14 protein-coding genes are annotated in these 15,181 nt (G+C 29.9%); 13 read left to right on the forward strand and 1 reads right to left on the reverse strand.

All coding sequences use genetic code 11. The annotated features are described in order from the left end of the window. The first annotated feature begins 306 nt into the window (after positions 1-306). From cysK to nadC, 4 genes are all read left to right on the forward strand, one after another. Positions 307-1,242: a cysteine synthase A gene (gene cysK / locus CDLVIII_RS06475; protein ID WP_009168631.1), complete on the forward strand. Its 936-nt coding sequence runs from the start codon at positions 307-309 to the stop codon at positions 1,240-1,242. A gap of 316 nt (positions 1,243-1,558) precedes the next feature. Beyond that, entirely contained in the window at positions 1,559-2,488 is a 930-nt protein-coding gene (gene nadA / locus CDLVIII_RS06480) for a quinolinate synthase NadA (RefSeq protein ID WP_009168632.1), read from the forward strand. A gap of 11 nt (positions 2,489-2,499) precedes the next feature. Further along, a complete protein-coding gene (locus CDLVIII_RS06485) occupies positions 2,500-3,807 on the forward strand; it encodes an L-aspartate oxidase (protein WP_009168633.1) in 1,308 nt (435 codons plus the stop codon). Beyond that, the gene (gene nadC, locus CDLVIII_RS06490) at positions 3,785-4,621 is read left to right on the forward strand and encodes a carboxylating nicotinate-nucleotide diphosphorylase (RefSeq protein WP_347462523.1); all 837 of its coding nucleotides are present in this window, start codon (positions 3,785-3,787) and stop codon (positions 4,619-4,621) included. Before CDLVIII_RS06485 ends, nadC begins: the two co-directional genes overlap by 23 nt. A 340-nt stretch (positions 4,622-4,961) precedes the next feature. On the opposite strand, the gene CDLVIII_RS06495 is transcribed toward nadC, so the two are convergent. Then, a complete protein-coding gene (locus CDLVIII_RS06495) occupies positions 4,962-5,495 on the reverse strand; it encodes a GNAT family N-acetyltransferase (RefSeq protein ID WP_009168635.1) in 534 nt (177 codons plus the stop codon). Between the two features lie 538 nt (positions 5,496-6,033). On the opposite strand from CDLVIII_RS06495, the gene CDLVIII_RS06500 reads away from it, so the two are divergent. The 9 genes from CDLVIII_RS06500 to CDLVIII_RS06540 all read left to right on the forward strand — a co-directional run bounded on the left by CDLVIII_RS06500 (position 6,034) and on the right by CDLVIII_RS06540 (position 14,616). Then, on the forward strand, positions 6,034-6,477 hold the full coding sequence (locus CDLVIII_RS06500; protein WP_009168636.1) for a GNAT family N-acetyltransferase: 444 nt from the start codon (positions 6,034-6,036) through the stop codon (positions 6,475-6,477). Positions 6,478-6,656: 179 nt separating this feature from the next. Further along, positions 6,657-7,391 carry a 4Fe-4S dicluster domain-containing protein gene (locus tag CDLVIII_RS06505; protein WP_009168637.1) on the forward strand — a complete coding sequence of 245 codons (735 nt, stop codon included), beginning with the start codon at positions 6,657-6,659 and terminating at the stop codon, positions 7,389-7,391. A gap of 265 nt (positions 7,392-7,656) precedes the next feature. After that, positions 7,657-8,088, forward strand: coding sequence for a universal stress protein (locus CDLVIII_RS06510; RefSeq protein ID WP_009168638.1), 432 nt, complete (start codon positions 7,657-7,659; stop codon positions 8,086-8,088). A gap of 318 nt (positions 8,089-8,406) precedes the next feature. Beyond that, positions 8,407-8,652 (forward strand): TIGR04540 family protein, encoded by a 246-nt coding sequence (locus tag CDLVIII_RS06515; RefSeq protein ID WP_009168639.1) that lies wholly within the window; start codon positions 8,407-8,409, stop codon positions 8,650-8,652. A 32-nt stretch (positions 8,653-8,684) separates the two neighbouring features. Further along, positions 8,685-9,704, forward strand: coding sequence for a tryptophan--tRNA ligase (trpS, locus tag CDLVIII_RS06520; protein WP_009168640.1), 1,020 nt, complete (start codon positions 8,685-8,687; stop codon positions 9,702-9,704). A 27-nt stretch (positions 9,705-9,731) separates the two neighbouring features. Beyond that, on the forward strand, positions 9,732-10,184 hold the full coding sequence (locus tag CDLVIII_RS06525) for a DUF3284 domain-containing protein (protein ID WP_009168641.1): 453 nt from the start codon (positions 9,732-9,734) through the stop codon (positions 10,182-10,184). A 388-nt stretch (positions 10,185-10,572) separates the two neighbouring features. Further along, positions 10,573-13,176, forward strand: a complete 2,604-nt coding sequence (polA, locus tag CDLVIII_RS06530) for a DNA polymerase I (protein ID WP_009168642.1) — start codon at positions 10,573-10,575, stop codon at positions 13,174-13,176. A gap of 189 nt (positions 13,177-13,365) precedes the next feature. Further along, a complete protein-coding gene (coaE, locus tag CDLVIII_RS06535; RefSeq protein WP_009168643.1) occupies positions 13,366-13,965 on the forward strand; it encodes a dephospho-CoA kinase in 600 nt (199 codons plus the stop codon). Between the two features lie 15 nt (positions 13,966-13,980). Further along, positions 13,981-14,616 (forward strand): lytic transglycosylase domain-containing protein, encoded by a 636-nt coding sequence (locus CDLVIII_RS06540; protein ID WP_009168644.1) that lies wholly within the window; start codon positions 13,981-13,983, stop codon positions 14,614-14,616. Positions 14,617-15,181: the final 565 nt, after the last annotated feature.

Raw genomic sequence — 15,181 nt, forward strand, 5'->3', positions numbered from 1 at the left:
GGTTGTAAACTTTAGGGATACAGAAGTTTACAGCTATATTTTAAAAGTAATACTGGCACAAGGCTACTATTTTTGCATTAGGGCTGCTAATTTTTCATACAAAATAAAATTGCTGGTTATAATACTAAAGATAATAGGATTTTATAGTAAGCTTCTTATAATAGATTTTCTAAATCATATAAGAATTAATTCGTATAAAAATTATAAGAATTATCTAAAAAAGTCTTGACTATGTGAATATGGAGGAATATACTAATAACATAGTAAACAGATAAGAATTATACGGAAACTGAAGGAGTGGTTTAAATGTCAAAGATATATAAGAATTTAGCTGAATTAGTAGGAAGAACACCATTATTAGAAGTAGCAAACTATAGTGCAGGAAAAGATTTGAAAGCAACTATATTAACTAAATTAGAATATTTTAATCCAGCAGGAAGCGTTAAAGATAGAATTGCAAAGGCTATGATTGAAGACGCTGAAAAGAAAGGCGTACTAAAGCCAGGATCAGTAATAATTGAACCAACTAGTGGTAACACAGGAATCGGAGTTGCATCTGTAGGTACTGCAAAAGGTTATAAAGTTATAATTGTTATGCCGGAAACAATGAGTGTAGAAAGACGTAGTCTTATAAAAGCTTATGGTGCAGAAATAGTTTTAACAGAAGGAGCTAAAGGAATGAAAGGAGCAATTGCTAAAGCTGATGAATTAGCAAGTGAAACTCCAAATTCATTTATACCAGGACAATTCGTAAATCCAGCTAATCCTGAAATACACAAAAATACAACAGGACCTGAAATTTGGGAAGATACAGATGGAAAAGTTGATATATTTGTTGCAGGTGTAGGAACAGGTGGAACTGTAACAGGTGTTGGAGAATATTTAAAATCTCAAAATCCGAACGTTAAGATTGTAGCAGTAGAGCCAGCAGATTCACCAGTATTATCTGAAGGTAAATCAGGCCCACACAAAATACAAGGCATTGGTGCAGGATTTGTTCCAGATGTTTTAAACACTAAAATATATGATGAAATAATAACAGTAAAAAATGAAGATGCATTTACAGGATCTAGAGAGTTATCTAAAAAAGAAGGATTACTTGTTGGAATTTCTTCAGGAGCTGCTATATTTGCCGCAACTGAACTTGCAAAACGTCCAGAAAACGCTGGAAAGACAATAGTAGCATTATTACCTGATACAGGAGAACGTTACTTATCAACTGCTTTATTTGAAGAAAAATAAAATATGATTGTAAAGAGATTAAAGAATCATTAAATATATATAAGTATTAGAGGTGTTGTGCCAGAAATTAGCACAGTACCTTTTTTTTATTTGCATGGAAAGTTATAGAATTATATTAGACTGGAAAATTCATAAAATAAGGAGCTAGGCAGGTTTTTATTGACAATTTACAATGAACAATTGAGAAGTAGCATAGAGACTTTTTATTGTATATGGCATTAAGTAATTAATTAAGTTGAAGATAAAAAAAATTCTGATATAATTAAAGTTACAGGTGTATATACACTTGTAATACGAATCGGAAAGAAGTGTAAATATGAAGGCAGACTTAGTAAACGAAATATTAAAACTGAAAAAAGAGAAGAATGCAGTTATTCTTGCTCATTATTATCAGCCAGGAATCATACAAGAATTAGCAGATTTTGTAGGGGACTCGTATTATTTAAGTGAAGTAGCCAGAGATTGCAGCGAGGAAGTTATAATGTTTTGTGGAGTAAGATTTATGGCAGAAAGTGCAAAGATACTATCTCCGCAGAAAACAGTTTTAATGCCATGTCCTAGTGCTGGCTGTTCTATGGCAGATATGGCTAGTGGTAAGGCGTTACTAGAACTTAAAGAAAAATATCCTGATGCCTATGTTGTATGTTATATAAATTCAACTTACAACGTAAAAGCACATTGTGATGTAGCAGTAACTTCTTCAAGTGCCTTAAAGATATTAAAAAATGTTGAAAATAAACAGATAATGTTTTTACCAGATAGAAATTTAGGACAATATGTTTCGGAGTTTTTTCCAGATAAAGAATTTATATTATGGGATGGATTCTGCAGATGCCATAACAAAATAAGCAGGGAAGACATATTAAAAGTAAAAGCAGAGCATAAGGATGCTAAGGTACTAGTTCATCCTGAATGTCCAAAAGGAATTAGGGATATGGCAGATTATATAGGAAGTACTAGCGGAATAATAGATTATGCAACTAAAGATACGGGAAGTGAATTTATCATAGGAACAGAAGAAGGGATTTTACATGAACTAAAGAAGAAAAATCCAAACAAAAGTTTTTTCATTCCTGGAGATAGAATATGTTGCCAGGATATGAAGAAGACAACCCTTGAGAACATATATGATGCCCTATTAAACATGAATAACGAAATAACCTTAGATGAAGAAACTAGAATAAAGGCTCTAAGATCTTTAGAAAATATGCATAAACTAGGATCTTTAGAGGCTGTAAATAAGTAAGAAGGTTATATATGAATAAATTTGTTGATGTATTAATAGTAGGTTCAGGGGTATCAGGCCTTTATTGTGCATTAAACTTAAATAATAATTTAAATGTCTTAGTTGTATGCAAGGATAAAATAGATTGCAGCAATACTTATTTGGCACAAGGAGGAATATCAGTTGCCAGGGATGAAGAGGACATTCCTTTATATATTGAAGATACATTAAAAGCAGGACAGTATAAGAATAATTTAGAAGCTGTTAAAGTTCTAGCAGCTGAATCAAGAGTAAATATAAATAAGCTGATAGAAATGGGGCTTTATTTTGATAGAGATGAGGATGGAAGTTTAAATTATACAAAGGAAGGCGCTCATTCCTTAAATAGGATAGTTCACACAAAGGATAATACAGGAGAGAGCACTGCGAAAATTTTAATTGAAAAAGTAAAACAAGAGGATAATATAAATGTTTATGAAAATACTTATTTCGTAGATATTATAGAAAAAGAAGGTATATGCATTGGTGCAGTGCTTATAAGAGAAAATGAGCAGATAAACATTTATGCAAAGGCTGTAGTACTTGCTACTGGAGGCATAGGTGGCTTATATAATAATTCAACAAACCAAAGAATTTTAACTGGAGATGGAATAGCAGCTGCAGTAAAACATGATATAGAATTAGAAGATATAAATTATATTCAAATTCACCCAACTGCCTTTTATGAGGAAGAAAAAAATCAAAGAAGATTCTTGATATCTGAATCTTTGAGAGGGGAAGGTGGAATCCTTACTAATGTATATGGAAAAAGGTTTATAAATGAACTTTTGCCAAGAGATGTGGTATCTCAAGCTGTATATGAGCAAATTAAGGAAACCGAGACGCCTTATGTGAATTTAGATATAAGATTTTTAGGAGAGGATTATATAAAAAATAGATTTACTACTATTTATAAAGAATGTTTAAAGAGAGGTACTGATATTACCAAGGATTATATTAAGGTTTCACCTGCTCAACATTTTTTTATGGGAGGAATAAAGGTAGATCTGAATTCGAAAACCTCCATGGAAAATTTATTTGCAGTAGGTGAAGCAAGCTGTACAGGAGTACATGGAGCTAACAGGCTTGCGAGTAATTCACTCCTTGAAGGACTTGTATTTTCAAGAAGAGCTGCAAAATTTATCAACAATATTGTGGATAAAATGGAAAATAAAGTTTTAACTGTGGATAACTTAAATAAATCTGTAGAAGAAATATCTATTGAGAATAAAGAGCTTGTAAAAGCAGTTATAAGAGAAAGAGGTGGCATATTAGATGATCAATTACTTAGTTGTAGATAAGATAATAAAAGCTGCACTTATTGAGGATATTCCAAATGAAGATATAACAACTAATTCAATTATAAACGAAGAAAGCATAGCGACTGTGGAATTGTTATGCAAAGAAGAAGGCATAATTGCAGGGCTTGAGGTATTTAAACGGGTATTTGAGATATTAGGGAATGTAGAAGTAGAATTTTACAAAGGCGATGGAGATAAAGTCTTTCCAAAAGAAAAGGTAGCTTTTTTAAAGGGAAGCACTAGAAATTTATTGATGGGAGAAAGATTAGCATTAAATCTGCTGCAAAGAATGAGTGGAATAGCTACCTTGACAAATAAATTTGTTCAAGAGATATGTAAAACAAATACGAAATTATTAGATACAAGAAAAACAATACCTAATCTTAGAATTTTAGAAAAATATTCAGTGAAAGTTGGGGGAGGCTGCAATCACAGATTTAATTTATCTGATGGAGTGATGCTTAAGGATAATCATATAAGTGCAGCTGGAGGAATAAAAAATGCTGTAGAGCTTGCAAGAGAGAATTCTTCATTTGTAAGAAAGATTGAAGTTGAAACTGAGAATCTTGAAATGGTAAAGGAAGCATTGGAAGCAAAAGCTGATATAATAATGCTTGATAATATGAGTTTAAGTTTAGCAAAAGAAGCAATAGAGCTTATAAATAAAAGGGCTTTAATAGAGTTTTCAGGAAACGTGGAATTAAGTAATATTAAAAAAATAGCAGAATTAGGAGTAGATTATATATCAGTTGGGGCTTTAACGCATTCTGCAAAAATACTTGATTTAAGTATGAAGAATTTGACTTTGGTTTAATATATATCCAAAACAAGAATTAGATTTATGCAACAATTACCGAAATTACATACATATTTGTTTTAGCGGACTTATGAAATTTTCGCTGGAAAGTCATAAATGGGAGCTCGCATCCATTTATGCATGTTACTCACACAGGTTAAGGATAAGCAACAATTGGAACAATCTCTCGTTAAGAAACTTTGAAACAGCTCAATTTCAAATTCAGATTGTACAAATATGTATGTGATTTCTAGTATAGATGGATAGAAAAGTTTAAGAAGAATATATTATTCATTAATTTATATATATAATACACCAGTTAGGAATGTTGTGAACTACATTTAAATACTAATTATGTTTATAAAGAGAATTCCAATTGATAATCTCTTGTGTCACATTCATATAGTTCTTTGTTTATTTCTTCGGCCTCTTTACATCCTATTGCAAAGTAAAATGCAATTGTTTCCTCAGCAGAACCAGCACAAATGTAAATTTTATCTGCGTTCCATTCTCTTGCTACATTTGCAGAAAGCATAAATAATTTTTTGCCTATTCCTTCATTTCTACATTCTAATGTTATAAACAATTGGTCTAATAAAACATAATTATGCATTTCACCAAAGAACTGGCGATTAATTGTTGCAAAGCCTAATAATTTATTATTGCTATTAAAAGCACCAATTGCACTTCCCTTATTTAAAACAGTTTCTTTTAAATGGCTGATGTGATATTCATAACCATTCGGCCAGTCGCAATCTTGGTAATTTATTTCTACTAATTGGCATTTTCCATCTACTTCTCTCCACGCTTTTCCTATATATTGAGATGGGTTTATTTCATTTATACACTGACACTCTTCTAATGTTAATTTTCTATATATAACACTACTCATAAAGTTACCTCCACATATACTTAATATCTATAAACATCCTCTTAATCTACGATTATGCATATTATACCATAATTGTATTTATGTAAAAAATAATACATGCAAATACTGAAGTTATATACATTTACTTTGATTAAGGATAAGTTAAAATGCCCAGAATATAAGAATATAAGAATATAAGAATATAAGAATATAAGAATATAAGAATATAAGAATATAAGAATATAAGAGCATAAATTAGTTTGATTTCATTTTATATATGGAGATGCTATAATAAAAATAAATTTAGCTTTGAATTTAAAATGTAAATAATAGACTTAGATCTATCAGATTTGAGGCGTTAGAAATCGATCTTTCAGAGGTTGAATTAATAAGAGAAGAGTAGATTGTAAGTCTAGATTTATTAGGAGGAAATAACTTGAATTTAGAAAAGAGAATAATTGATGAAATAATAGAGATATCAAGAAAACATGAATATATTAATAAAGTTATTCTTTTTGGATCAAGGGCTGGGAGATAATTCAGTATTCAGGAGGGATTAATGGAAGTAAGAATTTTAGATATTCATGATGACTATTGGAATAAAACAATTGAAATGTCTGAAAATTGCTCATGGCATGCAGGGGCAAACCTTGGATATAAGATGCGTTCAAATAAATTTGAGGATTTTGAATGTGTATTTGCGGCTGTAGAAATTGATAAGGTTGTTGGTTTTTGCACGATTACAAAAACAGACTGCATACCAAATTGCTTATATACACCATGGATTGGCTTTGTGTTTGTTGATGAAAAATATCGTGGTAATAGAACAAGTCAGAAAATGATTGAGAAAGCATTAAAATATGCCAAAACGAAAGATTTTAAGAAAGTATATATTTCAACACAAGAAGAAAATCTATATGAGAAATATGGTTTTGTTCAGATTGATACTTTAAAAAATCATAGAGGTACTTTAGAGAAAATACTGATGTTTAATGTTTTATAAGCCAATTTTACTTAGCAGGTTAAAAATATTTTTTTATAGTTTCAAGTCTGTTACAAATGAAACAGAATGGAAACTGTAATTTTAGTATAATGACATCATAAGATAAATTATTTAAGAAGACAAGCTTATTTGAGCATGAACATAATTTAAGTATGAAAATAATAGGGATGGTGAACTTTATGATAAGAAAAGTTATTAAAATTGATGAGGAAAAATGTAACGGATGTGGACTTTGTGCAGCAGCTTGCCATGAAGGTGCAATTGGAATGGTAAACGGAAAAGCAAAATTATTGCGTGATGATTATTGTGATGGATTTGGAGACTGCCTTCCTTCATGTCCAGCAGGTGCTATTGCTTTTGAAGAACGTGAAGCAGCGGCTTATGATGAAGAAGCTGTAAAGATAAATATGGAGAAAAGAAAGATAGAGCAGCAAAAAGCAGAAGAAAATAAGAAGGGGAATATGCAGTTTACATGTCCAGGAACACAAGGCGGAGCAATAAAGCGTGGCCCAATGGAAATTAAGAGAGATACAAATAATGGAGAAGTAACCTCACAATTGAATCAATGGCCAGTGCAGATTAAACTTGTGCCACCAAATGCTCCATATTTTAAGAATGCCAACTTACTTGTAGCAGCAGACTGCACAGCTTATGCATATGGGGATTTCCATAATAAATTTATTAAAAATAGAATTACAGTAATAGGCTGTCCAAAACTTGACGAAGTTGATTATTCAGAAAAGCTTACAGCAATCCTAAAGATGAATGATATAAAAAGTGTCACAGTAGTAAGAATGGAGGTACCTTGCTGCGGAGGAATAGAAAATGCAGTCAAAAATGCATTAAAGCTTAGTGATAAAATGATTCCATGGCAGATAGTGACTATTTCAAGAGATGGAGAAATTCTTGAGTAGAAATGAAATTATTAGGGTGTATTTGTATATAAATTTATATATGAATATACCCTATCTTTTTTATATTATTTGGGTTCTCGAACTTTCAACTTGTGTACATTTTGTATTTAATTAGTAGGATTTTCCTTGTGAGCTTTCAACATTCATTGTTAATTAGAATATATATAGTAAAAATCATAGATTAAACACTGATAAAAGAGGATATTAATAGCATTGTGTAGAATACTATATAATATAAAAGATAGGTTAAGAGGGGGAGTATATTATGAACAAGAGAAAAGTATTAATACCAGTAGATGGAACAGAGAGCAGTATGCATTCTTTAGATTTTGTAAAAGAGATATTTCCCAAAGACTCAATTGAAATCATGATAATGAATGTAAAAGAATTGATATTGGTCAATGAAATGATTGTTGCTGATGAAATAAAATTTGCTGAAGAACTAGGCGAAGAAATATTAGAGGCAGCAAAAGAAAAGATGAAAGACTATAAAGTTGAGACATTCTTTACTTTTGGATATCCGGGAGATGAAATTGTAAAGAAAGCTCAAGAAGAAAATATTGGTGTAATCGTTATGACGAAATCCACAAGAAAGGGATTGAATAGGATTATAGGATCGGTAACAACTAATGTTGTAAAACGTGCTAAATGCATTGTAATGATAGTTCCAAATGATTTCACAATTAGTATTAAGTAATTATAAGTATAATATGAATTTTTTATAGATTATCTTAAAGTGATATTTTGAGATAGTCTATATTTCTGAATATAGAATTTTATATTATATAATGATATAATAAAACGAGGATTATTTGCTATTATTTCAGTAAATAGGCAATAATAAGAAAAGAATAAGTTTTAAAAATCTAAATTTATCAGTGGAAATTAATATTCCAGCTGAATTCAGTTAAGCTTTTTAGATTCTTGCTATTTTTTGTGTATAAATACTCGTAGTTAGAATTTAGAAAAGCTGAACAACAGATAAAAATTATTTTTTAATATTAAGGAGTAAGAGATGAGAGCAGTTTATAGAAACCCAAGAGAATTAGCAACATGTTTAAAGGATATTGTGGATACATATTATGATGATTTAATTTCATATGAAAAAATGGAAGAAAGAATCATAAAAATTGTCGATGCAAATAGGGATTCGATTTACAAGGATAAAAGTATGTCAGTAAAAATAGCTAATGTCTTAGGTGAAAGAAGAGCAGAAATCATTAACAACGTAGTTGAAAGTAAAGCAAAATTAGAATCTTAATTTGCTTTATATAGTTTAGGAGTGAAAATTTAATGGGCAAAAAAATAATATTAACAGGAGATAGGCCAACTGGAAAGTTACATATAGGACATTATATAGGTTCTTTGAAAAATAGAGTAGCACTACAGGAATCAGGATTATATGAAAGCTTTATAATGATTGCAGATCAGCAGGCATTAACTGATAATGCAAGAAATCCAGAAAAAATAAGAAATAGCTTAACAGAAGTTGCTTTAGATTACTTAGCAGTTGGAATTGATCCAAGTAAATCTACTATATTTGTACAATCGCAAATACCTGAGTTAAATGAACTTACTATGCATTATTTAAATCTTGTTACTTTATCTAGATTAGAGAGAAATCCAACAGTTAAAGCAGAAATACAGCAAAAAAACTTTGAAAACAGCATCCCAGCAGGATTTCTTATCTATCCTGTAAGCCAGGCTGCTGATATTACTGCATTTAAGGCAGATACAGTTCCAGTTGGAGAAGATCAATTGCCTATGATTGAACAAACTAGGGAAATTGTTAGAAGTTTTAATTCAATATATGGAGAGGTTTTAGTTGAACCTGAAGCAGTATTGCCAAGTTCTAATGCTGGGAGATTACCAGGAACTGATGGTAAAGCTAAAATGAGTAAATCAATAGGAAATTGTATATATTTATCTGATGATGCAGATACAATTAAGAAGAAAGTCATGTCAATGTATACAGATCCTAATCATATAAGAGTGGAAGATCCAGGACAGATAGAAGGAAATACAGTATTTACTTATTTAGATGTTTTTGCAACTGATAAAAAGGCAGTTGAAGAAATGAAGGAGCACTACAAACGTGGTGGACTTGGAGACGTAAAAGTAAAAAAATATTTAAATGAAGTTTTACAAGCTGAATTAGAACCAATAAGAAACAGAAGATTAGAGTTTGAAAAGGACATTGATGCCGTATATAAGATGTTAAAAGATGGCAGTGATAAAGCTAGGGCAGTAGCAGCGAATACTTTAAAGGATGTTCGTCAGGCAATAGGAATAGAGTATTTCACAGGAAAATAAGAGAAGTTCGCTAAGGGGGAAACCGAAATGAAGGCTATTGGCGTATTAAATTATCCAGTTGAAGATGTGTTTCGTATTTTTATAAAAAGTGCTGGAAGAGATTTTTCAGATTTTAATGAAGAAAATGCTATAGGATGTAAGATTGAAAAAAATATAGATACTGGAAGACCAACTCCAGTAAAATGCACTGTTGAAATAACGGATTATGAGAAAAACGGGAAATATCAAATTACTACCATAACGAGCTTTTCAAAATGTGTTTCAACATATACTTTTAAAGGTCAAAAAGATGGAACAACTAAAATGCAAGTGGAAGAAACTCAAACATCAGAAAAGTTTTTTGGATATATGTCATTATTAGTTCAAAGGTTTATGTTTAGACGTAACTTTAAAGCGAGATATAATGGTATTATTGAATCTTTAGATAATGAGTTAAAGAATTATTTTAACAATTTAGAACGAAGTAAGGCAAAGAAATAATACACGAAAATAAATAATGCAGGATTATTTTGAGATATTTTATTTTAGGATAATCCTGCATTATTTATTTTTAATATATTTATAAGTGATTAAGGCACAATTAAAAAAATAATAATTCCATTTGCCTTTTTGTATGATGAAAATATCCAAGAAAATTTTGCATCTATAATGTATTTTCATGCACCTAACATAAAAATTTCAAATATATGTTAAAGTAAGAATGCACAAAAGAACATAAGGAAATAATATTAGAGAAATTCCATATTACAAGGGATATAGGTATACTTTAAGTTAAACAATATAGTATAATAAATCTAAATGATGTTTGAAATAAAGAGAACATATCTTTTGTTTAAATAAATTTTATGATAAATCAAGGAGGTTTTTAATGAAAAAATTATTACTTTTAGATTCAAATTCACTTATGAATAGGGCGTTTTATGCCTTGCCTCCTCTTACAAATAGCGATGGAATAAATACTAATGCCATTTATGGCTTTATGAATATGTTATTTAAAATGAAGGAAGAAATTAATCCAGACAGCATAATTGCTGCCTTTGATTTAAAGGCACCAACTTTTAGGCATAAAGAGTATTCGGAATACAAGGCAGGAAGGAATAAAATGCCTCCAGAGCTTGCTGAACAATTTCCGATTATTAAAGAATTATTTAAGCTTATGGGAATAAAGATTTTTGAAATAGAAGGTTTTGAGGCAGACGATATTATAGGTACAGTTTCTAAATTCGCTGAAGATAATGATTCAGAAGTATTTGTAGTTACAGGAGATAAAGATGCACTTCAACTGGCATCTGGGAGAACTAAGATTGTAATTACTAAAAAGGGAGTTAGTGAGACAGCCGTATATGATGAAGAAGCATTTATAAATGAGTTTGAAGTAACTCCACATCAATTTATAGATGTTAAAGGGCTTATGGGAGATAAATCAGATAATATTCCAGGAGTTCCAGGTGTAGGAGAAAAGACTGCCTTTAAGTTAATTAAGGAATATGGTTCTATAGAGGAAGTTCTAAAGAATATAGATAATATTGCAGGAAAAAAACTAAAGGAAAATTTGGAAAGTAATACTGAGCAGGCAGTATTCTCTAAAAGGCTTGCTACAATAATGAGGGAAGTTCCAATTGAATTGACCATAGAAGATATAAATTCTAATGGAAAAGAAAATATATTAGAAATAAAAAAGATGCTTATGAAGCTGGAAATGAAATCAATTTTAAATAAGTTTAAAGATGATACAGTTTCAGAAGAATCAAAGGTTGAAGTAAAAACTATAGATACAATTGAAAATATGAAGGAATTATTTTCAAAGAAAAAGGATAGAATTTATATTGATTATTCTTTAAGTGATGCATCTGTATTTTCAAAATTAGAACTTGATCTTTTGATTCTTGGAGAAGAGAACATTGGAAATATAATAAATTTTAAAGAAATAAGTTCTAAAAATAAAGAAGAAGCATTAGATGTATTAAAAGCTTTAATGGAAGATGAAAGTATTAAAAAGGTAATACATAACGGAAAAAATTTAGTTACCTTTTTAAATAAAAATAATATTGAAATTAAAGGCTTTGATTTTGATACTGCAATAGCGGCTTATTTAATTGATTCATCTAAGAGTAAGTATGAAATATTAGAACTTGTTAATCATTATATTGGAGAAAATCCAAATGAAAATGATCCAAATATAAAAGGAGTTCTTTGCAGCTATTTACCAGTGATTTATGAAGAATTAAAAGAAAGCCTTCATAAAGAAAATATGGATAAACTTTATTATGAAGTTGAACATCCTCTTATTTATGTGCTATCATCCATGGAGAGTATTGGATTTAACATAAATGAAGGTATGTTAGATGAATTACAGATAAAATTTAAAAAAGAAATTGAAGAAACTCAGAGTGATATATATAAATTAGCAGAAGAAGAGTTTAATATAAGTTCACCTAAGCAGTTAGGTAAGATATTATTTGAAAAGTTAGATTTACCAGTGATTAAAAAGACAAAGACAGGATATTCAACTAATCAAGAAGTTTTAGAAAAATTAATGGATAAGCATGAGATAATAGCTAAAATAATGTATTACAGACAAATTACAAAAATCAATTCTACATATGTAGAAGGATTAAAAAATGTAATTGATAAGGATGGACGTATACATTCTAATTTTAATCAAACTGTAACTACAACAGGAAGATTATCAAGTACAGAGCCTAATTTACAAAACATTCCTATTAAATATGAAATGGGAAGAGAAATAAGAAAAGTGTTTATACCTATGGAAGAGACTGATACTATAATTTCCTGCGATTATTCTCAAATAGAATTAAGGGTTTTAGCACATATTGCAGGAGATGAGAATATGATAGATGCATTTAAGCACCATAGTGATATTCATACAAAGACAGCTTCAGAAGTATTCAAAGTTCCAGTGGATGAAGTTACTTCTATAATGAGAAGTAGAGCAAAAGCTGTAAACTTTGGAATAGTATACGGAATAAGTGCGTTTAGTTTAGCGGAAGACTTGAAGATTAGTAAAAAAGAAGCAGAAGAATATATGGCAATTTATCTTGAAAGATATCCTAAGATAAAAGAATACTTAGAGAATGTAGTTAAAGAAGCTCAGGAAAAGGGATATGTATTAACAATTTTAAATAGAAGAAGATTCATACCAGAAATAAAAGCTTCAAATAAAATTGTAAAAGCTCTAGGAGATAGATTGGCAATGAATGCTCCAATTCAAGGGAGCGCAGCTGATATAATAAAGCTTGCAATGGTTAATGTATATAACAAATTAAATGAAAAGAAGTTAAAAAGTGAATTGATACTTCAAGTTCATGATGAACTTATACTAAATGTTAAGAAAGACGAATTTGAAGAGGTTAAAAAATTAGTTGCAGACGAAATGGAAAATGCAATTAAGCTAAAAGTAGCACTCGATGTAGATGTTAACTTCGGTAAAACTTGGTACGAAGCGAAGTAATATTTAATGAGTTTATGATTAAATGTACTACTTATAAGTTTTGTTATATATGCAATGATGGAATAACATATTAGCTAAGAGTTATAAGATAGGAGTTAAGAGTTTAAAAGAAAAGCAATGGGATTTTATAATTAACTCATAATTTTTAACTCATAACTACTAACTGAACAAAGGGTGGTTTATAAAAAAATGATTAAAATTGGTTTAACAGGTGGAATTGGTACAGGAAAAAGTACTGTATCCAATATTTTGAAAGCTGAAGGATTTAAAATTATAGATGCAGACGCTATAGCTAAGGAAGTTCTTGAGAAAAATCCTAAAATATTAGAAATGGTCCGTGCGCAATTCGGAGCAGGTTTCTTTGATTGGAGAGGGGAATTTAGGCGAAAAGAATTTGGAAACCATATTTTTAGATTTCCAAAGCAGAGGGTAAAATATGAAAGCATTATAATGCCATACATTAAAGAAGCTATAGAAGAGGAAATAGAGAAGTTAGAAAAAAAGGGTGGAAAGATAATAATATTAGATGCACCAACTATAATTGAAAATAATATGCATAACGAAATGGACTATATTATACTTGTATATGCCGATAATTCAGTCCAGATTCAACGAGTTATGAACAGAGATAAATTAAGTAAAGCTGATGCAGTAAGCAGGATAAATTCTCAAATGTCCATGGAAGAAAAAAAAGAGTTTGCCAATATTATTATTGATAATAATAATGATCTTGTTGAAACACAAAAACAAGTTTATGATTTGATCGATTTTATAAAATTATTATGCTAAGTTAAGGAGAAGATGATGAGATTTATAAGAAAGATCTTTTATTCACTAATACTCATATTAATAGCAATAATAGTAATAGGACTAGGTTCTAGATATTTGATAAAGGAAAAGTTCTTTCCTTATAAGTATCAGGAATATGTAGATAAATATAGTTCACAGTATAATTTAGATCCACTATTAGTACTAGCAGTGATAAAGACTGAAAGTAAATTTGATGATGATGCTCATTCACATAAGAATGCGGTGGGACTTATGCAAATAACAGTAGAAACAGGAGAATGGGCTGCCAATGAAATGGGATATGGTACATTTTCTAAAGAAGATCTATATAATGAGGAATATAATATTAGAATGGGCTGTTGGTATCTTCGAAGATTAAATGATACCTTTAATAAGGATTTGGATTTGACAATCGCAGCATATAATGCAGGTCCATCTAATGTGCAATCATGGCTTATAGATGAAAAATATTCATCAAACGGAAAGAGTATAGATTATATACCTTTTGGAGAAACAAAAAAATACGTAGATAAAGTAAATACTTATTATCATATATACGAATATCTTTATAGAGATAAGAAAAGCTATTTTGATGTAGATAAAGTACTAGAATTAACCAAAAGTTTATGGAGCGTAAAATTTTTAAATTAGCACACTTATAAATAGACAACTTTGACCTTGAACTTATGTGATATCTTACCGAAATTACATACATATTTCTTCCAGAGGACTTATGAAATTTTCGCTGGAAGGTTCTAAGTGGAAGGTTGTGCCCATCCCTGCATGTTCCTGAAACAAGTTCATGACAAGCAGTAAATGGAACAACCCTCAGAGGAAACTCGACTCACATTCGTTCGCTGAGTAAGCGATTCACACCAAATCATAGATTTGGGTTTTCTGCTTAAGAACCTTAAGCAGCTCAATTTCAAATGCCTCTTGCACAAATATGTATGTAATTTCTGATTTAGGTATACACAAAAGTTTAACTTAAATGCATAAACATTCTATATATAAGTTGAATTTTTAATTTGTTTATCTATATGGATACAAAATATGTAAGCTAAACTTAAGTGTATATCGACCTAAAACAGATACATTTAAGTCTAGTGCAGAAGTATATTTAAAATTATAAGTGAATGAATGAAGTGGAAGTTTATATATTGTATCTAAGTATATTATTTTTTATAATAAATTTGGATAGCAATCGTGAAATCAA

It is taken from the genome of Clostridium sp. DL-VIII, from assembly GCF_000230835.1.
GTDB lineage: Bacteria > Bacillota > Clostridia > Clostridiales > Clostridiaceae > Clostridium.